Raw genomic sequence first — 19044 nt, 5'->3', positions numbered from 1 at the left:
GGGGCTCCGCTTACTCTCGGCTCATGGCCTCCCGCACCACTCCGACAACGAGCCGCGCCCCCGGCCGCCCCGTGGGCTCGGTGACGCGCGGGACGACGAACCCGAACCGGTTGCGCCGGATGGACCGCTGGATCGCCGCCACGCACGGGGCGGCGCTGCGGCGCGCCGAGGCGCCGGTCGCGGTGGACCTCGGCTACGGGGCCGCCCCCTGGACGGCGGTCGAGCTGCTGGCGCGGCTGCGCGAGGCGGCTCCGCGGGTGCGGGTGGTCGGCATCGAGATCGAGCCCGCGCGGGTGGCGGGAGCGAAGCCGTACGAGCGGGAGGGGCTGAGCTTCCGGCACGGCGGCTTCGAGGTACCGCTGGAGGACGGGGCCCGCCCGGCGCTGATCCGGGCGGCGAACGTGCTGCGCCAGTACGACGAGGAGCAGGTCGCGGCGGTGTGGGAGCGGCTGTGCGCGCGGCTGGCCCCGGACGGGCTGCTGGTGGAGGGGACCTGCGACGAGATCGGGCGGCGGCACGTGTGGGTCGCGCTGGGGCCGGAGGGGGCGCGCACGGTGACCTTCGCGACCCGGCTGGGCTCCCTGGAGCGCCCCTCGGACCTGGCGGAGCGGCTGCCGAAGGCGCTGATCCACCGCAACGTGCCGGGCGAGCCGGTGCACGCGTTCCTGCGCGACTTCGACCGGGCGTGGGCGGCAGCGGCCCCGTACGCCTCGTACGGGGCGCGGCAGCGCTGGATCCGGACGGCGCGGGCGCTGGCGGGCGACTGGCCGCTTGCGGACGGGCCGGTGCGGTGGCGGCAGGGGGAACTGACGGTCTGCTGGGAGGCGTTGCGGCCGACGGGGTGAATGCGGTGTGCGGTGGAACCGGTGATACGGATCGCCCGTTGAGCCGTCAGGGGTGGGGTCCGTTGGGGCGGACAAGATCGGGACGGCATCCACAAGGGTGTCGGAATTCACCGGCTCGTGGCACCATCCCGAAGGCAGAGACAAGTTACTGATGGATAGTCAGATCCCTTGCAGGGTGATGCGGGATCCGACTCTGGGTGCCTGGGGGGACCATGGGGGCCGAACGGCGACGGCGGGGCGCGAGCGGGCTCGGGCTGCTGTGCGCGATGGCGATACTGACGGCGCCGGGGCTGGCGACGGGTGTGGCGTACGCGGCGCCGGGGGCGCCCGTCGCTCCGGCGACGCCTGGGGCACCCGGGGCGCCTGCGGCTCCTTCTCCCGCGCCGGGCGCGAAGTCCCTGGAACAGGTCCGCAAGGACATCGAGGAGCTGTACCGGCAGGCGGGCGCCGCCACGGACTCCTACAACCAGGCCGAGGCCGAAGCCAAGGCCCAGTCGGACAAGATCGTCGAGATCGCGAACCTGGTCGTCGCCGGCCAGGAGCGCATCTCCACCCTGAAGGGCCGGGCGGGCGCCGCCGCCCGCGCCCAGTACCGCTCGGGCGGACTGCCGCCGAGCGCGAAACTGGCGCTCAGCGAGGATCCGAACCAGTTCCTCGACGGGGCGAACCGGCTGCGCCAGGGCGAGAAGGCCGCCTCGGACATGCTGACCGAACTGGACCGCACCCAGAACGACTTGAAGCGGTACGCGCAGGACGCGAGCGCGCAGTGGGCCTTGCTCGAGGCCAACCGAATCAAGCAGGAGGACGCGAAGAAGCAGATCGAGGAGAAGATCAAGGCGGCGGAGGAGCTGGAGAACAAGCTGGAGGCCGAGGAGAAGGCCCGGCTGATCCAGCTGGAGCAGGAAGCGCAGTACAAGGCGCAGACGGCGTGGCTGTCGACGGGCGCGATGAAGGACGTCAACGGCGCGGCGACGGCCGCCGGGAAGCGGGCCGTGCAGTACGCCGCGGCCCAGATGGGCAAGCCGTACGTCTGGGGCGCCGAGGGCCCGGACGCGTTCGACTGCTCCGGCCTGACCTCCCAGGCCTGGCTGTCGGCGGGCAGGCCGATCCCGCGCACCTCGCAGGAGCAGATGCGGCTGCTGCCGAAGGTCGCGCTGAAGGACATGCGCCCGGGCGACCTGATCATCTACTTCGACGACGCGAGCCACGTCGGCATGTACATCGGCGACGGCGCGATGGTCCACGCCCCCCGCCCGGGCCGCCACGTCACGATCGCGGGCGCCGGCTCCATGCCGATCAAGGCAGTGGTCCGCCCCGACGCGTAGCCCCGGCGGTTTGGTCGGCCCGGGTGCGGCGCCGCTGCTGGGACTCCGCCCCCGACGGGATCCAGGGCTGGGTCCAGGGCAGGGTCCAGGCGGGCGCCGCAGGCAACCAAAGCGGCCCGCCGGACGTCTCGAAGGGCGGGACGGAACGCGGCCCCACGTGACCTTTGTCATCCAGTGAGGCCGATTTTCCCCCGCGATAACGGCATATGACGGAGGCCCTGGCCGACCACGGCATTCCGCCCGCCGTGCCGGGCGGCTAGGGTCGGCGCACGAGCGCACCCTCGGGGGGAGGGAAGGAACCGGAGACGATGCCCGTACCCGTACCGCGGCAGAGGGACACCCCGGCCACGGAGAACGGTCAGGCTGTTCTGACCGCCACCGCCCCACCCCTGGTGCAGGCGACGCCGCAGGCGACCACGCACACGACCCCGCTGACCCTCCTGGTCATCGAGGACGACCCCGCCGGCGGCCTCACCGTCCCCGAGATCCTCGACAGCGACGGCCACCGCATCCGCCTCCGCACCGCCCGCAACCTCACCGAGGCCGCACGGCTGCTCACCCCCGACGTCCACTGCATCCTGCTCGACCTGGCCCTGCCGGACACGGGCCCCCGCACCGCGGCCGCCACCACCACCGCCGCGGACCAGCTGGCCAACCTGCGCCAGGTGCTCCGCATCGCCCCCCGCCACGCCGTCCTCGTCCTCACCGCCGAGGCGGACGCCGAGCGCGCCGCCGAGGCCGTCCGGGTCGGCGCCCAGGACTTCCTCTTCCGGGACGAGCTGGACGGCCGGCTGCTGAGCCGCGCCATCCGGTACGCGGTGGAGAGAAAACGGGCCGACATCGCCCAGTACAAGCTTGCAGAATCGAAACTGCGCGCCCAGGAGAACGCCCGCCTGGAACGCGGACTGCTCCCCAACCCCCTCCTGGAGGGCTCGGACCTCCGCTTCGCCGCGCGCTACCGCCCCGGCCGCAGCCGGGCCCTGCTCGGCGGCGACTTCTACGACACCGTCCGCACCCCCGACGGCACCGTGCACGCCATGATCGGCGACGTCTGCGGCCACGGCCCCGATGAAGCGGCCCTCGGCGTCGAGCTGCGCATCGCCTGGCGCGCCCTGACCCTGGCCGGCCTGTGCGGCGACGACCTGCTGGCCACGCTGCAGGAGGTCCTGGAGGTGGAACGTCCCTGCGAGGAGATCTTCGCGACGCTGTGCACGGTGGACATCGCCCCGGACGGCCGCCGCGCCGGCCTGTGCCTGGCCGGCCACCCCGCACCGCTGATCTCCAGGCCGGGCCGCCCCGCGCGACTGCTCCCGTACGAGAACAGCGGCCCGGCGCTCGGACTGCTGCCCAAGGCCCGCTGGCCCCGGCGCCAGGTCGAGCTCGGCGGTACGTGGAGCCTGATGCTCTACACCGACGGGCTGATCGAGGGCCGGATCGGCGCGGGCAAGGAGCGCCTGGGGCAGGACGGCATGGTCGAGATGATCAACCGCCACCTGGACGACGGCCTGAGCGGCGAGAACCTGCTGGAGGCCTCGGTCACCGAGGCCCGCCGCCTCAACGGCGGCGAGCTCACGGACGACGTGGCCGTGGTCCTGCTCTCCCGCGGCGCGTCCTGACGGCCTGCCCGGTTACCGTCCGCCGTTGTACGGCCCGTACGGACCGTCGCTGCTGCTGCCGCCGCTGCGCCGCCCGCCGCCCGAGACCTGCTTGAGCGCGGGGCGCACGTCGACGAAGAACACGATGGTGGCGACCAGCCCGGCGATCTGCAGGAACAGCATCCCCAGGAAGAAGTCCACGAGGACGGTGATCCCGAGGATGACCAGCCAGAACGTCTTGGTCTGCTTGTCGGCCGCCCGGTACGCGTCCTCGCGCGCGATCAGCGCGAACACGAAGGCCACGACGGCGAGCACCAGCATGGCGAGCCCCAGCATCGGGATCACGCCTTGATCGAACCCGTCCATCAACATCGCTTCGACCGCCTTCTCACGCTCTTGCCTCGCACTGCCGGCGGGATGCCGCCCGCTTCCACGCTACCGGCACCGCCGCCCTCACGAACGACAACGGGCCGGACACCTTCAAGGTGCCCGGCCCGCCGACGCTCAAGCGCTTCAGCCCTCGTCGCCCGCCGTGGCGGCGGCCTTCTTGGCCGTGCTCTTGCGCGCGGTGGTCTTCTTCGCCGCGGTCTTCTCCTCGGAGGCGGACGCCTCCGCGGCGGCCGGCTCGGCCTCGGGCTCCGGCTCGACGGCCACGGCGATCTCGACGATCTCCTCGGAGACCTCGCCCCGCCACGCCCGGACGGCCTGCTCACCGTGCTCGGCGACCTTGTCGTACGTCTCCTTGGCGCGGACCGCGTACTCCGCGGCCACGCCGACGCCGCGCAGCGCCAAGTCCTGCGCGGTCTCCCCGAGCTTCTTCGCGTCGATCGCGCCGAACACCTCGGCGACCTTGGCGCTGACCGCCTCCTGCGCCTCCTTGGCCGCCGCCGCGGCCTTCTCCTGCACGACCTTGGGGTCGGTGTTCTTCACGGCCTCGATGCGCGCCGGGGCCTCGGCGCGCAGCTGCTCGATGAGCCCCGGCACCTTCTTGGCCTGCTGCACGGCCAGGTCGGCCGTACCGGCGGCGAAGTAGAGGGGAGTGGGGTCGGTGAGGGTCTTCTTCAGGTCATCGGCGATGGCCATGTGCTGGTCCTCCCGGATCAAGTTCAGTTCGTTTGCGACGGCTTCTCGCCGGCGGGCGCGTCGGGTACGCCGGGTACGTCCGGCACCTCGGGCGCGTCGAGCGCGTTCTCCTTGCGGAACGACTCGTAGATCTGGAGCAGCACCTGCTTCTGCCGCTCGTTGATGGACGGGTCGGCGAGGATGACGGCCCGCGTCTCCACCTCGTCCCGGTCCCGCTCATCCAGGATCCCGGCCTGCACGTACAGCGTCTCCGCGGAGATCCGCAGCGCCTTGGCCAGCTGCTGGAGGATGTCCGCGCTCGGCTTGCGCAGCCCGCGCTCGATCTGGCTCAGGTACGGATTCGACACCCCCGCCGCCTCGGCCAGCTGCCGCAGCGAGAGCTGGGCCTGCCGACGCTGCTCACGGAGGTACTCGCCGAGGTTTCCGACGTTGAGCGATGCCATGCCCCGATCCTGCCCGACTCTGCTAACTATTGCAAGCGACTGCTTGCAGCATCTCCCACCCGCGGCCGTCACCCGCGGCTGCCGCCCCCGTGACCCGCTGCCGTCCCCCTGACTGTCGGAGCGCCGTGCCATGCTGGTGCCGTGACCCTGGAGGACCTGGTACGGCTGCGCCGCGCCCGGGACGTGATGGACCGCGACTACGCGCTGCCGCTCGACGTCCCGGCGCTGGCCAAGGTCGCCCTCATGTCGTCCGGGCACTTCTCCCGCAGCTTCCGCGCCGCCTACGGCGAGACCCCGTACACCTACCTGATGACCCGCCGCGTCGAGCGGGCGAAGGCGCTGCTGCGCCGCGGCGACATGAGCGTGACCGACGTGTGCTTCGCGGTCGGCTGCACCTCGCTCGGGTCGTTCAGCTCGCGCTTCACCGAGCTGGTCGGCGAGACACCGAGCGCCTACCGGGCCCGCCCCCACGAGGCGGGCGCCCCGATCCCGGCGTGCGTCGCCAAGGTCCTCACCCGACCGGTCAGGAACAGGTAGCGGCAGCAGAAGCGGCAGCGGGCAGCGGGAACACGCCGACGGATCAGCATCGGAGAAGCGGGTTCCGCCGCCGTCTCGTAGCGTCGGGGCATGGACATCAAGCTCTCGACCTGCTTCATCGCCGTCGACGACCACGACAAGGCGCTCGCCTTCTACCGCGACGCCCTCGGCCTGGAGGTGCGCAACGACGTCGGCTTCGAGGGGATGCGCTGGGTGACCGTCGGCTCCCCGTCGCAGCCGGACGTGGAGATCGTCCTCGAACCGCCGCTCGCCGACCCCAACGCCTCCCCGGCCGACCGGCAGGCGATGGCCGAACTGCTGGCCAAGGGCCAACTGCGCGGCGTGATCTTCTCCACGGACGACGTGGACGCCACCTTCGAGCGGATCCGGGCGGCGGGCGGCGAAGTCCTCCAGGAGCCGGTCGACCAGCCCTACGGCGTCCGCGACTGCGCCTTCCGCGACCCCTCGGGCAACATGCTCCGCTTCAACCAGCCCCGCAAGCGGTAGACCGGGCAGAGCACGCTCAGCGCCCGGCGATCACCACCGTCGCGTACAGCTCCTCCGAGGTGGCCACCCGGGTCTTCAGGCCCGCCGAGGCCAGGGCCGAGGCGGTCGACGGGCACTGGCGGGCGCTCGTCTCGATGAGCAGGCGGCCGCCCGGCGCCAGCCAGGCCAGGGCGTCCGCCGCCACCCGGCGGTGGACGTCCAGGCCGTCCGGGCCGCCGTCCAGGGAGACCAGCGGCTCGTGCTCCCGGGCCTCCGAGGGCATGAAGCCGATCTCCTCCGTCGGCACGTAGGGGGCGTTGACCACCAGCACGTCCACCCGCCCCCGCAGCGACGCCGGGAGCGGGGCGTACAGGTCGCCCTCCCACACGCTGCCGCCGTACGGGGCCACGTTGCGCCGCGCGTACGCGAGCGCCGCCGGATCGATGTCCGCCGCGTGCAGTTCCACGCCACCCGGCACCCGCGCCGCGACCGCGGCACCCAGGGCGCCGACCCCGCAGCACAGATCCAGCACCACGGCGCCCGGCCGGGCCGGCGCCACCGCCTCCGCCACCAGGAACTCGCTGCGCCTGCGCGGCACGAAGGCCCCCGCACCCACGTCCACGCGCAGCCCGCAGAACTCCGCCCAGCCCACCACGTGTTCCAGCGGTTCGCCGCCGACCCGCCGGGCCAGCAGCTCCGCCAGGTGGCCCTCGTCCCGGGCGGCGGCGCGCAGCAGGTCCGCCTCCTCCTCCGCGAAGACGCAGCCGGCCGTACGCAGTTGTTCCACCAGATTCGTCAAATACCTCAGTCCTCGGTTCTCTTGCGCGTCAGAAGGAGTCTGCACGTCAGAAGACGTCCGGGCACCACGGCCGGCGCGCCGTACGGAACACCGCGTCGGCCAGCGCCAGCGCGCCCGGCCGCAGTTCGGCCACCCGCCCCAGCGCGCCCAGCCGCACCGCGGACTCGTCGCCGAGGTACAGGGAGCCCAGCGCGGACACGTCCAGCCGCAGGTCCACCGGGTCCTCGGTGCGCTCGCACCCGCCGGTCCCCGCGTCCAGCCGGTAGCGGCCGTCCGCGAGCCCAGCCGCGTCCTCGACCTCGAGCACGAGCACCCCCGGCACGGCGTACGTCCGCGCGCGCAGCGCCCGTACGACGTCCAGCAGCCGCACCCACAGGAAGTCCGCCGAGGTCAGCGGCCGGGCGGACCGCGGATCGGGCAGGAACTGCGTGACGAGGTCGTCGGGGGCCCGGCCGCCGGTGCGGACCTTCAGCACCCAGTCGATGGAGCACAGGAAGTGCCACAGCGCCCGCTCCGCGTCCGGCGTGACCGCGATCAGGTCCTTGACCTGCACGGTATTCAGCGGAACCTTCGCGTCCGTCCAGTGGTCGTCGGCGGTGTAGACGGCCAGCCCGGCCACCTCGCCCGCCGCCGTCCGGTACACGGCGTGGAACTTCTCCTGGTACGGGAGGTGCGACATCTCCTCCAGGCCGGTCGCCAGGCTCCACCAGCGCCCGTCCCGGTCCACCGCCCCATGCGTGACCGCGCGCAGCCGCTCGTGCAGCTGCGGCCCCACCTCGCGGACCCGGGCCGCGTCCACCAGCTCGATCCGCCCGCCGTCCGCGGGCCCCGACCAGCGCCGGTCCAGTCCGGTGCGCGGTACGTCGATCTCCCATTCCGAGATCGAGGCGGCGGGCCCGTACCCGTACCGCCCGTAGATCGGGTACTCGGCGGAGATCAAGGTGGACAGCACGTCCCCGCGCGCGCGGGCGGCGGCGAGTTCGGCGGCCATCAGCCGGGTCAGCAGGCCCTGGCGGCGGTGCGTGGGCAGCACGGTGACGTTCGAGACGGCGCTGGCCGGGACGGCCGCCCCGCCCGGCACGGTCAGCCGCTGGTCGAAGGAGCGGAAGGTCGCCACGCAGCGGCCGGTACCGGCGTCGAAGGCACCCAGCATCCGGGCGAGGTCGCTGTACTTGGCCCGGAGGGCGACATCGGACTCCGTCACCCGGCCCGGGGTCAGGAACCCGGTCCTCAGGGTCCGCATCCACTCGGCGAGTTCGGACTCGGCGATCGGCCGCACTTCAGCACTCATGACAGGCCACGCTAATCGCCCGACCGGCCCCGAGTCGCCCGGTTTTCCGGCGGCCCCGCGCGGGGTGTGCCTCAGACCAGCAGGTCGTCCACCTGCGCCTCGCCCTCCCGGTAGCGGCGGGTGATCTCCGCGCTGCAGTCGTCCACGGTGCGCTGGAGCTGCTGCCGGCGCCGCGAGACCTGCTGCTCGTAGCGCACCAGCTTGCCCATCCCGTCGTAGAGCTCGCCGTCCGTGCGCGCGGCCAGGTCCGAGAGCTCCACGTCGGCCAGCATCTCGGCCGCGAGCAGCCGGTACTCCTCGCTGTGCGGGGTGCCGAGCGTGACGTGCCGGGCGGAGGCGCTGCGGCTGGAGGGCGCGTCGGCGAGGATCTCGGAGAGCCGGTCCACCACCGGCGCCTCGGGGTCGGTACGCCGGGCCAGCTCGGCCCGGAGGATGTCGATGCGGCCCTGCAGCAGGCGGCGCACGTAGCTCAGATCGGCCTCGTCGCGCTGCGCGTCGCGGCGCAGCGCGCGCAGCTCCGGCAGACCGAGGCCGCTGGTCGGCGCGCCGGCCGGGGCCGCGCTGTCGGCGGTGCGCTGCGCGGGCGGTCGTACCGCGGCAGCGACAGCGGCCATGGACGACGCGGCAGCGGGTGATGCAGGTACGGAGGTACCAGAAGTATTCATACGAACGAGTCCGTCCCCTCGACCGGTGCGGCCACCCGCACCGCCTGCGTGCATGGTGCCACTCTCCGTGGCCCCCATGCAGTCCCACTCCACCCGATCGGCCCCGGACGGGTGCACGGCTGGTACACAGGTGGTATGCGAGCTGTGGTTCAGAGGGTGGACGGCGCGAGCGTCGTCGTGGACGGCGAGGCCGTGGGCGAGATCGTCGGCGAGGGGCTGTGCGTCCTGGTCGGGGTGACCCACGACGACACTCCGGAGAAGGCGGCGCTGCTGGCCCGCAAGCTGTGGTCGGTGCGGATCCTGGAGGCGGAGAAGTCCTGCAGCGACGTGAACGCCCCGCTGCTGGTGATCTCCCAGTTCACGCTCTACGGAGACGCCCGCAAGGGCCGTCGGCCCACCTGGAACGCGGCCGCGCCCGGACCGGTGGCCGAGCCGCTGGTCGAGGAGGTCGTGGCGCAGCTGCGGGCGCTGGGCGCGACGGTGGAGACCGGCCGCTTCGGGGCGGACATGCGGGTCTCGCTGACCAACCACGGACCGTTCACCATCGTCATCGACGTCTAGTTGCGACCGGACGTCACGGCGCTACGACGACCTCCTGCGCGGCGGCCGTCTTGCCGGCCAGCAGCGGCGCGTCCACCGGGACGTTCCGCTTGACCAGCGCGAGCGCGATCGGGCCCAGCTCGTGGTGGCGCACGGCCGTGGTCACGAAGCCCAGCTGCCGGCCCTCCTCCCCGTCTGCGGCGAGCCGGACGGGCGCGCCGTGCGCGGGCAGGACCACCTCGGAGCCGTCCAGGTGCAGGAAGACCAGGCGGCGCGGCGGCTTCCCCAGGTTGTGGACGCGGGCCACCGTCTCCTGGCCGCGGTAGCAGCCCTTCTGCAGGTGCACGGCGGTGCCGATCCAGCCGAGCTCGTGCGGGATGGTGCGGTGGTCGGTCTCCAGGCCGAGCCGCGGCCGGTGCGACTCGACGCGCAGGGCCTCGTAGGCGAGGAGCCCGGCGGCGGGGCCGTGGCCGGCGGCGAAGGCCTCCAGCGCGGTGCGCGGCAGGAAGACGTCGCGGCCGTGTGCGGTCTCCCGTACGACGTACTCCTTGGCCACCTCGGCGATGGAGCCGGCCGGCAGGTGCACGACCGCGAACTCCTCGGTGCGGTCGGCGACTTCGACCCGGTAGAAGAACTTCATGGACTCCAGGTAGCCGATCAGCTCCCCCTGGGTGCCGGGCTCCACGTGCGCCCACGTCGTCTCGCCGTCGTCGACGAGGTACAGGGCGTGCTCGATGTGGCCGTTGGCGGAGAGGATCAGCGCCTCGGTGGCCTGCCCGGCCGGCAGCTCGGTGACGTGCTGGGTGAGCAGCAGGTGCAGCCAGCTCAGCCGCTCCGGGCCGGTGACGGTGACGACCCCGCGGTGCGAGAGGTCGACGAAGCCGCGGCCGTCCGCGAGGGCGCGCTGTTCGCCGTACAGCTCGCCGTAGTGGGCGGCGACGCCCTCGTCGCGGCCTTCGGCCTGCACGGCGCCGGGGAGATGGAGCAAGGGGCTGCTGGTCATGGGACCAAGCGTACGACTCGGCTACGCATGCCCGGCACGGTGCTTGGCGGCGCACTTCTTGCACAGGCCGAAGATCGCGAAGTGCTTCATGTCGGTCTCGAAGCCGAAGGTGTCGCGGAGCTTCGCGGTGAACTCGGAGGCGATGTCCACATCGGCCTCGATTACGTCGCTGCAGTCGCGGCAGACCAGGTGGATGTGGTGGTGCCGGTCGGCGAGGTGGTACGTGGGCGCGCCGTGCCCGAGGTGGGCGTGCGAGACGAGCTTCAGCTCCTCCAGCAGCTCCAGCGTGCGGTAGACGGTGGAGATGTTGACGCCGGAGGCGGTCTTGCGCACTTCGGCGAGGATCTCGTCGGGGCTGGCGTGCTCCAGGGCGTCGACCGCTTCCAGCACGAGCTGGCGCTGCGGTGTCAGGCGGTATCCGCGCTGCCGCAGGTCGGTCTTCCAGTCGACGCCTTCGGCGCGCCCGGCGTCGCCCTCGGCCCTCTCGGTGCTCACCACCCGGCCAGTGTAAGCGCGGGAAGGGGACCGCAGGACTGCCCGCGGTCCCCTTTCCCGTCGGCTGAGAACGGTCAGCGCATCAGCGCATCAGCGGAAGAAGGCGATGCCGTCGTCCGGCATGTCCGGGAGGTTGCGCGCCATCTCGGCGACCTCCTCGGGAGTGACGACCTTCTTCAGCTGGGCCGACATGTACGGGCGCAGCTCCACCTCCGGAGTGGCCTTCTCACCGACCCACATCAGGTCGCTCTTCACGTAGCCGTAGAGCCGCTTGCCGCCGCTGTACGGGCCGGAGGCCGCGGTGCGCGCGACGGCGTCGGTGACCAGGTCGATCTGGGGCTTCTGGTCGGCGAGCTCGCCGTACCAGACCTCGATGACGCCCTGGTCGCGGACCATGACGATCTCGACCTGGCGGTCCTTGTCGATGCGCCAGTAACCCGACTCGGACTCCAGCGGCCGCACCTTGTTGCCCTCGGCGTCGAGGACCCAGGTGCGGGAGGTGTACTCCAGGAAGTCCCGGCCGTCGTGGCTGAAGACGACCTCCTGGCCGAAGTTGCACTTCTCCTCACCGGGGAAGTCGAAGACTCCCGCTCCCTCCCAGTTGCCGAGGAGGAAGGCGAGGGGGACGAGGCCCGGGTTCAGGTCGGACGGGATCTGGATCATGGATGGCTGCTCAGGCGATCTGTGGGAGGGGTTCCGGGGCGGTCGTCGGCTGGGCGGACGCTCAGCGCTGACCCTGGTACAGCTTCTTGACGGCCAGGACGGTGAAGGCGAGGACGCCGACGCAGACCAGGACCAGCAGGGAGGTGAAGACTGCCTCAAGCACGGGGTGCTCCTCGGAGGATTCGTTTGGGGGTCCTCCACGGACGGAGTCCGGGGAGGGTACGGCCGGTCCCCAAGCCTACTGGCCCGGGGACCGGCGCACTCTGCGAGGTCGGCCGGACCGACCTCAGCTCAGCAGCTGGCTCTGGAGGATCACCGTCTGGTGGAAGGGAATGACCGGCAGCCCACCCTTGCGGGACTGGACGACCACTCCCTGGACGTCACCCATCTGCAGGCAGCCGAAGCGGACCTGCTCGTCCCCGAAGGGCTTGGCCTCCTCGTAGAGGCTGTATTCGCTGGAGCTGACGGTGCCCGATCCGGCGAAGCCGCCGCTCCCGATGTTGCTGAACTGCTCCGTCTTGGCCTTGCTCCACGACAAGTCGACCGAGAGCGAGTCGGCGCCGGTCAGCCGGGTGTTGATGCCGCAGCCGCGGAAGGTGTCCACGAAGCTGGAGGAGTGGAAGCGCAGCAGGTAGACGCGGGTCCGCGTGCCGTCGGGCATGGTCCAGGACCGGCCGGTGATCTGGCGCAGCCCCTCGTACTCGAAGCCCTCCTTGAGCTTCGGCCGGTCGTCGGGGGCGTACTCCTCCAGGAAGGCGTCCGGCTCCACCTTCCCGTCCTTGTCCGCCTTGACGGTGCCGTCGGGCCGGGACCCGTCGGGGGCGGGGAGCAGCAGGCCGCTCAAGGCGGCGTAGTGCGTGCCGTCCGGGTTGTCGGTGGCGCCGGGCAGCGGGGCTCCGGCCGGCAGCTCGGGCTTGGCCAGCTCCGGGTAGGTCCAGCGGCCGTCGGGCAGCGTGGACAGCCCGGGGATCTTGGTCCGCTCCGGCTGGACGACCCCGTACGCGGTGCCCGCGCCGACGGCGGCGAAGACGAGAACGGCGGCGGTCCACCGCAGCGCGGCGAAGAGCTTCCGTCGGTCCTTCGGCGCGGCCGGCACCGGCTCGGGAGCCGGCTCGGGCACCGGCTCGGGAGCCGGCTCGGGCACCGGCTCGGCCACGAGGTCCGGTCCCTCAGCGGGTGCGGCGTCGGTGGTGCTGTGCTCGGTCACACGGACTCCCCGGGGGACTTCAGGTGGTTCAGCTGCTTCGTGAACAGACCGACGGCCGTCTTCACGTCGAACCGGTGCCGGGGACCGTACGAACGGAAGGTCACCAGCACGTCGCCCTCGACGGCCACGCAGTCGAGGGATTCGATCGTCTCGGGCTTCTGCGAGGCGGTCCGCTCCTCGACGATGTCCAGCAGGACGCACTTGGCCTGCGGGAACCCTTCGACGGCGGGCGCCTCCTTCTTCTTCTCGCCCAGCGCCACGAGGACGTCGAGGAGCTTCTTGTTGAGGTCCGCGAACTTGACGAGTGCCTGCGGGTCCGCCTGCGTGAGCTCGATCTCGGTGATCGGGCCGGCGTACGAGAGGGTGTAGCTGCGACCGGCCACGCCCTTGAGCTTCAGCTCGGCCACGGCCTTGTCCCTCTCGGCGCGCTCGGCGGCGGAGAGCCCCGTCCGGGAGTCCTTCACGGCCTGGACCGCGCGCTCGCCCGACACGTAGAAGTCGTTGCCCTCGTCCTCCAGGTCGGGACCCAGCTCATAGCTCGCGGGGACCGGCAGCAGCTTGCCCGTGAGCTCGTTGGGCGGCACGGTCGGCACCGGGGCCGCCGAGGCGGTCGGCCGGGGGCCGTCCGGTACCCAGTAGCGCGTCGGGGAGGTCCGGTCGGCCTGGTCGATCCTGCCCGCGGCCCAGAAGCCGCCGCCCGCGAGGACGGCCAGGCCGAGCCCGCCCGCGACCAGGGCCGTCGTCCTGCGGTTCACCCTGCGCGGCGGGCGCGGGGAGACCGGTGCGTCCTGCTCCGACGCCGGACCGGTCACGGCGTCGTTCTCCTGCTCGGTCACAGCCGCTCCATCTGCCGCTTGGCCAGGTCGGTGATCTCGGCCTGGGAGACGTCACCCCGGTTGTTCGTGAGCTCGACGTCCATCACGATGTCCCCGCGCCGGAGGATGGCCCGGGCCTGGCGCAGCGGGTGGTACCCCGCCTTCGTCTTCGGCTTGTAGAGCCAGCCGCGGCCGTAGCCGTCGGGTACGCCGGGCAGCGCGAAGCCGTCGTTGCCCGCGCGCTTCTCCTCGTCCTGGTACGAGGACTGGCCTTCCTGGTATTCCTGGGCCGAGTGCTGGTCCTGGAACTGGAGCAGCCGGATCTCGATGAAGTCGTGCTCGCCCTGCCGCCAGCCCGCCGTGGCGATCCGCCGCACGTCCTGGGCGATGGAGTCGAAGCCGCGGTCAGGGGACTCGTAGTAGGCCGCCGCGAACATGTCGAGCGACTCGTAACCGGAGTAGCCGTCCTTCGCGCCGCCCGGGGCCTCCAGCAGCTTCTTGGCGAGGTCCTCCTCCGCCTTGTCCCAGCGGTTGGCGTTGACGGAGCGACGGGTGGTCGCCTCGTTCGGCGCGATCGGCGACGGCACGACGATCTTCTGCTGGGCCAGCGGCGGGAGCGCGGTGGGTTCGCGGTGGTACTGGACCGCGTAGCCGGTGACCGTGCCGGCGAGGATGCCGAGGACGGCCGCGCCCGCGATCAGGACGGTGGTACGGCCCCGGCGGCGCGGTGCGGCGGCGGGCTCGGTGGCCCCGGCGGCCTCCGCGGCCAGGTCCGGAGTGTCCGATTCCGGGGTGGTCTCCTCCTCTTTCCGCTGCTCAGGGATGGTCTGTTCGTGTTCCAAAGGAGTCCCCCCACAGGACAGGAGGCGCAGGCCGACTACCCGCGCGTACCCATGACCCGTGCCGGAGGAGACCGGTTGCATGAATGCTCATTACATTCTTATCTCGCTGGGTTTCACTCCTCGGGACGCCGCTTTCCGTCCAGTTCGTCCCACCACTCGTCGGACTTCGGGTCCCCCGAGGGGTCGTCCCACCAGCGGTCGTCCGGGCCGCGCCGGTTCGCGATCACCGCGGCGACCGGCGGGATGACCATGGCGACCACGCACAGGGCCACGGCGGCCTCCACCGACCACAGGCGCACGAAGGACCAGGCGGAGACGAAGAGGAACAGGCATCCGCCCATGAGCAGGAAGTAGACGCGTCGGCGCCGGGCGTACATGCCTCCAGCCTAAAAGCAGACGGCACGAAGGGCCGCACCCCGTTCCAGTGGCGTCCAACCCCTGGGGTGCGGCCCTTCGGCCGATCAAAAGGCGATCACATGTGCGGTGCTCAGACCGCGATCGCCACGTCCGTCACGCCGCCGGCCTCGGCGACCACGACCTTGCGGTCCGCCGTGCCGCCCGGGACGAGCGCGCGCAGCGTCCAGGAGCCGGTGGCCGCGTAGAAGCGGAACTGGCCGGTCGCCGAGGTCGGGACCTCGGCGGTGAACTCGCCGGTCGAGTCCAGCAGGCGGACGTAGCCGGACACCGGCTCGCCGCCCTTCGTGATCTGACCCTGGATCGCGGTCTCACCGGGCTTGAGCGTCGCGAGGTCGGGCCCGCCGATCTGTGCTCCACACATGTCTCTGTCCTGTCCTAGAGAGAAGTTCTGACTGCTACGGGCCTACGAGGCCCTGCGTGCCCGGCAGGGTTACTTGTTGGCGCCGAGCTCGATCGGCACGCCGACCAGCGAGCCGTACTCGGTCCAAGAGCCGTCGTAGTTCTTGACGTTCTCCTGGCCCAGGAGCTCGTGCAGCACGAACCACGTGAGCGCGGAGCGCTCACCGATGCGGCAGTAGGCGATGGTGTCCTTCGCCAGGTCGACCTGCTCCTCCTGGTAGAGGGCGGTCAGCTCCTCGTCCGACTTGAAGGTGCCGTCGTCGTTGGCGTTCTTCGACCACGGGATGTTGCGGGCGCTCGGCACGTGGCCGGGGCGCTGCGACTGCTCCTGCGGGAGGTGCGCCGGGGCGAGCAGCTTGCCGGAGAACTCGTCGGGCGAGCGCACGTCGACCAGGTTCAGGGAGCCGATCGCGGCCACGACGTCGTCGCGGAAGGCGCGGATCGAGGTGTCCTGGGGCTTGGCCTTGTACTGGGTGGCCGGGCGGTTCGGGACGTCCTTGCCGTCGACCAGGTCGCGGGAGTCGAGCTCCCACTTCTTGCGGCCGCCGTCGAGGAGCTTCACGTCCTGGTGGCCGTAGAGCTTGAAGTACCAGTAGGCGTAGGACGCGAACCAATTGTTGTTGCCGCCGTAGAGGACGACGGTGTCGTCGTTGGAGATGCCCTTGGCGGAGAGGAGCTTCTCGAAGCCCTCCTGGTCCACGAAGTCGCGGCGGACCGGGTCCTGGAGGTCGGACTTCCAGTCGATCCGGACGGCGTTGGTGATGTGGTTCTTGTCGTAGGCGGACGTGTCCTCGTCCACCTCGACGATGACGACGTTGGCGTCGTTCAGGTGGGCCTCGACCCAGTCGGCGTCTACGAGGACGTCGCTGCGGCTCATGGTGTCTCCTCCGGGGCAGTGTGCGGCGGGGCTGTGCTGGGGGTGCTGGCGATGCTGGCTGTGCTGCGCACTGCCGGCTGCGGTTGCTGGTGCTGCCGGCTGGTGCGGGCGTGCGTACGTCCGGGTGCGCTCGCGGATCCGGTCCGGCGCGAGGATGGCGTCAGGGGATCAGGAGGCAGGTGCGGTCACGCGGGAAGGGCCGTCGTCCGGCGCTGGTGGAGCGGATGCGCTCACACGTCACATGGATCGACAGAGCATGGCGGCGACGCGACACAGGTCTACTGCCCGCCGCTTCGTGAGGTCCGCCTGCTGATGCTTCATAGCCATGGATCGTAGGGACGAAACGGCCGCCCTGTCACCGGTGTGTCATATTCCGAGACAGGATCGTCCGAATATTGGGATCGCGGCTCTCGGGGCGGCCGCCGCGCCGCCCTCCGGAGCCCTCGCGGGGCCCGTCCTTCTGCGGATCGGACCCCGCCGTCTCACGATCCGGCCAGTACCACGTCCGTGCCGCCCAGCGTGAGGTGCACACCGGCCTCGTCCGAGGTCAGGGCGGAGAGGTGCAGCCCGGCGGGCAGTCCGCCGTCGATGTTGCGGTCGAAGTCGGTCTTGTTGCGGACCAGCTTCTCGACCCCCGGGATCCCCTCGCCCGGCACCGCGTCGGCGCGCACCCGGACGATCTTGCCGCCCTTTCCGTCCTGCGCGTCCTCGAGGGTGATGGTCGACACCACGCTGCGCTCCAGCGTCCGGCCGACGACGTTCACCGACGCGGTCACCCGCACCTTGCCCGGCGCCCCGCCGTAGGACAGGGTCGCGCCGGTCTGCGAGGCCGCGGTCAGGTCCGCGTACGTGATGAGGCCGGTGCCCTCGGCCCGCTTGGCGGTGCCGCCGCTGTAGTCCCCGTTCAGCTTCACGCTGCGGAACGTGGCGTCGAGCTCGGAGAGCCGCGTCTTGCGGCCGTCCGCGGCCACCTCGACGCCCCGGAGCTTGAGGTCGACCCGCTCCAGGTCGTGGCTGAGCGCCTGGGTCAGGAACGGGAAGCCGGAGATCTCCACCTCAGAGCTGCCGGCCAGTCCCTGCCGGGCCTGGATCCGGTCGGCCAGCCGGTTCTCGGCATAGCTCACCGCCCACCGGTCGGCTCCCACGAACAGGGCTCCCAGAACCACCCCGATGATCATGACGGCGCGCAGGAAACGCACGTGCCCTCCCCCTACTAGTCGGTACGTGCGTTCTAGTGGACCATGCCCCGTGTCGGGCAGGGATCAGCTCACCACCCGGCCGATCAGGTACACGGTGGGAGCGGCGGCCGCCAGCGGCAGTGCGACACCGGCCGTCATGTGGACGAACTTCGACGGGTAGTCGTACGCCGCCACGCGCAGCCCGACCAGCGCGCACACCCCGGCCACGAGGCCGAGCAGCGCCCCGCCGCCCACCCCGGCTCCGGCCAGCGGGCCGATGGCGATGCCCGCACCGGCGGCCGCGGCCAGCGAGACGCCGACCGAGGGCGCGGGCGGCAGCGGCAGCGCGCGGGCGAACACGGCGACCGCGACGGCGGCCGCGCCGACGGTGACGGCGGCGGTGTCCGCGGCCAGGTAGCCGGCGCAGGCGATGGCGAGGGCGGCGGAGGCCACCGAGGCCATCAGGCCGTACATCCGCTCGTCGGGATCGGCGTGACTGCGCAGCTGGAGCACGAGGGTGAGCAGCACCCAGGCTCCGAGGGTGCCGATGATCGCGCCGGGGCCGTACGCCTCGTCCACCGCGAGCACCGCCACGTCGGCGACGAGGGCTCCGGCGAAGGCCACGGCGATGCCCTGCCGGGCGGGCCACATGCCGTTGAGGCGGAACCAGCCGGCCGCGGTCAGCCCCTGGAGGGCGATCAGCGGCAGGAGCAGGGCGTACTGGCCGACGGCGGCGGCCACGGCCAGCAGCACGCCGAGGACGGCGGTCAGTATGGCCGGCTGCGGACCGGGGTCGATGATCGGCGACAGGCCCTCGGCGCGGGCCTTGGCCGGGTCGACGGCGCGCAGGGTGTTGCCGCCGAGTGTGGGCGGGGAGTACTCGGGCGCCTCGCCGGCGGGCTCCGTCGGCGCGGGCAGTACGGGGGGTACGGGCGCCTCGTCCGCCAGGGCCTCCACGGGCGGCAGGTACGCGGTCTGCTCGACCGGGGCCTCGGCCGCCTGGGGCGGCAGGTACGCGGTCGTCTCGGCCCGGTCCGGGCCGGGCGCGGGCGCGGGGACGGCGGCCGGGGCCTCGTCGCGGAACCAGCCCTCGGGCACGGCCGGCTGCTGCGCGGGAACCGTACCGGCGCCCGGGCCGGGGTACGGCGGCAGATACGCGGTCTGTTCGGCGGCGGCGGCCGGGGCCTCGGCGGGCTGGGACCAGTCCTGGGCCGGAGCCGGAGCCGGCACCTCGTCACGGAACCAGCCCTCCGGCGCGGACGGCGCGTAGGCGGCGGCCTGCTCGGCGGCCGGGGCCTCGTCGCGGAACCAGCCCTCGGGGGCGACCGGCTGCCCCGGCACCCCGCCCAGCGGCGGATGCACCGGCTGGTACCCGGTGTCCCAGGTGTCGGACTGCCAGGTCTGCGTCCCGTACGGGTCCTGGTACTGCTGCTGCTGTTGCTGCTGCTGCAGTTCGTACTGCTGCTGCTCGTACTGCTGCTGCTCGTACTGCTGCTGCTCGTACCGCTGCTGTTCCTCAGGCGTGCTCATCGGCTCCCG

The 19044-nt window shown here is 72.1% G+C and carries 24 protein-coding genes; 6 read left to right on the top strand and 18 right to left on the bottom strand.

Annotation, left to right across the window (positions count from 1 at the left end; genetic code table 11):
- Positions 1-23 precede the first annotated feature (23 nt).
- The 3 genes from ACIPUC_RS25210 (at position 24) to ACIPUC_RS25200 (ending at position 3786) form a co-directional block, all read left to right on the top strand.
- Positions 24-845 (top strand): class I SAM-dependent methyltransferase, encoded by an 822-nt coding sequence (locus ACIPUC_RS25210; protein WP_446592359.1) that lies wholly within the window; start codon positions 24-26, stop codon positions 843-845.
- 266 nt (positions 846-1111) lie between these two features.
- Positions 1112-2170: an NlpC/P60 family protein gene (locus tag ACIPUC_RS25205; RefSeq protein ID WP_446592358.1), complete on the top strand. Its 1059-nt coding sequence runs from the start codon at positions 1112-1114 to the stop codon at positions 2168-2170.
- Between the two features lie 308 nt (positions 2171-2478).
- Positions 2479-3786, top strand: coding sequence for a PP2C family protein-serine/threonine phosphatase (locus ACIPUC_RS25200; RefSeq protein ID WP_446592357.1), 1308 nt, complete (start codon positions 2479-2481; stop codon positions 3784-3786).
- Positions 3787-3798: 12 nt separating this feature from the next.
- Here ACIPUC_RS25200 and ACIPUC_RS25195 read toward each other — a convergent pair whose 3' ends face one another.
- The 3 genes from ACIPUC_RS25195 to ACIPUC_RS25185 form a co-directional block, all read right to left on the bottom strand.
- Positions 3799-4137: a DUF2516 family protein gene (locus ACIPUC_RS25195; RefSeq protein ID WP_446592355.1), complete on the bottom strand. Its 339-nt coding sequence runs from the start codon at positions 4135-4137 to the stop codon at positions 3799-3801.
- Positions 4138-4278: 141 nt separating this feature from the next.
- Entirely contained in the window at positions 4279-4848 is a 570-nt protein-coding gene (locus ACIPUC_RS25190) for a hypothetical protein (RefSeq protein WP_446592354.1), read from the bottom strand.
- 23 nt (positions 4849-4871) lie between these two features.
- Positions 4872-5291 (bottom strand): helix-turn-helix domain-containing protein, encoded by a 420-nt coding sequence (locus tag ACIPUC_RS25185; RefSeq protein ID WP_446592353.1) that lies wholly within the window; start codon positions 5289-5291, stop codon positions 4872-4874.
- A gap of 141 nt (positions 5292-5432) precedes the next feature.
- On the opposite strand from ACIPUC_RS25185, the gene ACIPUC_RS25180 reads away from it, so the two are divergent.
- Together ACIPUC_RS25180 and ACIPUC_RS25175 are read left to right on the top strand one after the other, a co-directional pair.
- Positions 5433-5828, top strand: a complete 396-nt coding sequence (locus ACIPUC_RS25180; protein WP_446592351.1) for a helix-turn-helix transcriptional regulator — start codon at positions 5433-5435, stop codon at positions 5826-5828.
- Between the two features lie 90 nt (positions 5829-5918).
- Positions 5919-6335, top strand: a complete 417-nt coding sequence (locus tag ACIPUC_RS25175) for a VOC family protein (RefSeq protein ID WP_446592350.1) — start codon at positions 5919-5921, stop codon at positions 6333-6335.
- A gap of 16 nt (positions 6336-6351) precedes the next feature.
- On the opposite strand, the gene ACIPUC_RS25170 is transcribed toward ACIPUC_RS25175, so the two are convergent.
- The 3 genes from ACIPUC_RS25170 to ACIPUC_RS25160 form a co-directional block, all read right to left on the bottom strand.
- Positions 6352-7113, bottom strand: a complete 762-nt coding sequence (locus ACIPUC_RS25170; RefSeq protein WP_446592349.1) for a putative protein N(5)-glutamine methyltransferase — start codon at positions 7111-7113, stop codon at positions 6352-6354.
- 46 nt (positions 7114-7159) lie between these two features.
- Positions 7160-8404 carry a GNAT family N-acetyltransferase gene (locus ACIPUC_RS25165; RefSeq protein WP_446592348.1) on the bottom strand — a complete coding sequence of 415 codons (1245 nt, stop codon included), beginning with the start codon at positions 8402-8404 and terminating at the stop codon, positions 7160-7162.
- Between the two features lie 71 nt (positions 8405-8475).
- Entirely contained in the window at positions 8476-9018 is a 543-nt protein-coding gene (locus ACIPUC_RS25160; RefSeq protein WP_446592347.1) for an RsiG family protein, read from the bottom strand.
- A 186-nt stretch (positions 9019-9204) separates the two neighbouring features.
- On the opposite strand from ACIPUC_RS25160, the gene dtd reads away from it, so the two are divergent.
- Complete coding sequence (gene dtd / locus ACIPUC_RS25155; protein ID WP_446592345.1) at positions 9205-9630, top strand: D-aminoacyl-tRNA deacylase; 426 nt, start codon at positions 9205-9207, stop codon at positions 9628-9630.
- 13 nt (positions 9631-9643) lie between these two features.
- On the opposite strand, the gene ygfZ is transcribed toward dtd, so the two are convergent.
- From ygfZ to ACIPUC_RS25095, 12 genes are all read right to left on the bottom strand, one after another.
- Positions 9644-10612 carry a CAF17-like 4Fe-4S cluster assembly/insertion protein YgfZ gene (gene ygfZ, locus ACIPUC_RS25150; protein ID WP_446592344.1) on the bottom strand — a complete coding sequence of 323 codons (969 nt, stop codon included), beginning with the start codon at positions 10610-10612 and terminating at the stop codon, positions 9644-9646.
- A 21-nt stretch (positions 10613-10633) separates the two neighbouring features.
- Positions 10634-11107 carry a Fur family transcriptional regulator gene (locus ACIPUC_RS25145; protein ID WP_446592343.1) on the bottom strand — a complete coding sequence of 158 codons (474 nt, stop codon included), beginning with the start codon at positions 11105-11107 and terminating at the stop codon, positions 10634-10636.
- 90 nt (positions 11108-11197) lie between these two features.
- Positions 11198-11770 (bottom strand): FABP family protein, encoded by a 573-nt coding sequence (locus ACIPUC_RS25140; protein WP_446592341.1) that lies wholly within the window; start codon positions 11768-11770, stop codon positions 11198-11200.
- A 286-nt stretch (positions 11771-12056) separates the two neighbouring features.
- Positions 12057-12977, bottom strand: a complete 921-nt coding sequence (locus ACIPUC_RS25135) for a hypothetical protein (RefSeq protein ID WP_446592339.1) — start codon at positions 12975-12977, stop codon at positions 12057-12059.
- Positions 12974-13813 (bottom strand): hypothetical protein, encoded by an 840-nt coding sequence (locus ACIPUC_RS25130; protein WP_446592338.1) that lies wholly within the window; start codon positions 13811-13813, stop codon positions 12974-12976. Before ACIPUC_RS25130 ends, ACIPUC_RS25135 begins: the two co-directional genes overlap by 4 nt.
- Entirely contained in the window at positions 13810-14634 is an 825-nt protein-coding gene (locus ACIPUC_RS25125) for a hypothetical protein (RefSeq protein ID WP_446592337.1), read from the bottom strand. The genes ACIPUC_RS25130 and ACIPUC_RS25125 overlap by 4 nt, the downstream gene beginning before the upstream one ends.
- Positions 14635-14747: 113 nt before the next feature.
- Positions 14748-15011, bottom strand: a complete 264-nt coding sequence (locus tag ACIPUC_RS25120; RefSeq protein ID WP_362589897.1) for a DUF3099 domain-containing protein — start codon at positions 15009-15011, stop codon at positions 14748-14750.
- A 110-nt stretch (positions 15012-15121) separates the two neighbouring features.
- Positions 15122-15412, bottom strand: a complete 291-nt coding sequence (locus tag ACIPUC_RS25115) for a DUF1416 domain-containing protein (RefSeq protein ID WP_446592335.1) — start codon at positions 15410-15412, stop codon at positions 15122-15124.
- Between the two features lie 69 nt (positions 15413-15481).
- Positions 15482-16327, bottom strand: coding sequence for a sulfurtransferase (locus tag ACIPUC_RS25110; RefSeq protein ID WP_446592334.1), 846 nt, complete (start codon positions 16325-16327; stop codon positions 15482-15484).
- Positions 16328-16564: 237 nt separating this feature from the next.
- Positions 16565-16648, bottom strand: a complete 84-nt coding sequence (locus ACIPUC_RS25105) for a putative leader peptide (RefSeq protein WP_350206375.1) — start codon at positions 16646-16648, stop codon at positions 16565-16567.
- Positions 16649-16809: 161 nt separating this feature from the next.
- On the bottom strand, positions 16810-17526 hold the full coding sequence (locus ACIPUC_RS25100; RefSeq protein WP_446592333.1) for an LmeA family phospholipid-binding protein: 717 nt from the start codon (positions 17524-17526) through the stop codon (positions 16810-16812).
- Between the two features lie 63 nt (positions 17527-17589).
- Positions 17590-19035, bottom strand: coding sequence for a hypothetical protein (locus tag ACIPUC_RS25095; RefSeq protein WP_446592332.1), 1446 nt, complete (start codon positions 19033-19035; stop codon positions 17590-17592).
- Positions 19036-19044: the final 9 nt, after the last annotated feature.

The sequence above is a fragment of the Streptomyces sp. LARHCF249 genome (assembly GCF_052871255.1).
This window is presented reverse-complemented; position numbering and strand designations above follow the sequence as displayed.

Bases quoted from the DNA above. Each gene is read 5' to 3' on its own strand.
- ACIPUC_RS25115 (WP_446592335.1), bottom strand. From the start codon at position 15,412: ATGTGTGGAGCACAGATCGGCGGGCCCGACCTCGCGACGCTCAAGCCC.
- ACIPUC_RS25185 (WP_446592353.1), bottom strand. From the start codon at position 5,291: ATGGCATCGCTCAACGTCGGAAACCTCGGCGAGTACCTCCGTGAGCAG.
- ACIPUC_RS25165 (WP_446592348.1), bottom strand. From the start codon at position 8,404: ATGAGTGCTGAAGTGCGGCCGATCGCCGAGTCCGAACTCGCCGAGTGG.
- ACIPUC_RS25200 (WP_446592357.1), top strand. From the start codon at position 2,479: ATGCCCGTACCCGTACCGCGGCAGAGGGACACCCCGGCCACGGAGAAC.
- ACIPUC_RS25195 (WP_446592355.1), bottom strand. From the start codon at position 4,137: ATGTTGATGGACGGGTTCGATCAAGGCGTGATCCCGATGCTGGGGCTC.
- ACIPUC_RS25120 (WP_362589897.1), bottom strand. From the start codon at position 15,011: ATGTACGCCCGGCGCCGACGCGTCTACTTCCTGCTCATGGGCGGATGC.
- ACIPUC_RS25110 (WP_446592334.1), bottom strand. From the start codon at position 16,327: ATGAGCCGCAGCGACGTCCTCGTAGACGCCGACTGGGTCGAGGCCCAC.
- ACIPUC_RS25105 (WP_350206375.1), bottom strand. From the start codon at position 16,648: ATGAAGCATCAGCAGGCGGACCTCACGAAGCGGCGGGCAGTAGACCTG.
- ygfZ (WP_446592344.1), bottom strand. From the start codon at position 10,612: ATGACCAGCAGCCCCTTGCTCCATCTCCCCGGCGCCGTGCAGGCCGAA.
- ACIPUC_RS25210 (WP_446592359.1), top strand. From the start codon at position 24: ATGGCCTCCCGCACCACTCCGACAACGAGCCGCGCCCCCGGCCGCCCC.
- ACIPUC_RS25190 (WP_446592354.1), bottom strand. From the start codon at position 4,848: ATGGCCATCGCCGATGACCTGAAGAAGACCCTCACCGACCCCACTCCC.
- ACIPUC_RS25160 (WP_446592347.1), bottom strand. From the start codon at position 9,018: ATGGCCGCTGTCGCTGCCGCGGTACGACCGCCCGCGCAGCGCACCGCC.
- ACIPUC_RS25175 (WP_446592350.1), top strand. From the start codon at position 5,919: ATGGACATCAAGCTCTCGACCTGCTTCATCGCCGTCGACGACCACGAC.
- dtd (WP_446592345.1), top strand. From the start codon at position 9,205: ATGCGAGCTGTGGTTCAGAGGGTGGACGGCGCGAGCGTCGTCGTGGAC.
- ACIPUC_RS25140 (WP_446592341.1), bottom strand. From the start codon at position 11,770: ATGATCCAGATCCCGTCCGACCTGAACCCGGGCCTCGTCCCCCTCGCC.
- ACIPUC_RS25205 (WP_446592358.1), top strand. From the start codon at position 1,112: ATGGCGATACTGACGGCGCCGGGGCTGGCGACGGGTGTGGCGTACGCG.
- ACIPUC_RS25095 (WP_446592332.1), bottom strand. From the start codon at position 19,035: ATGAGCACGCCTGAGGAACAGCAGCGGTACGAGCAGCAGCAGTACGAG.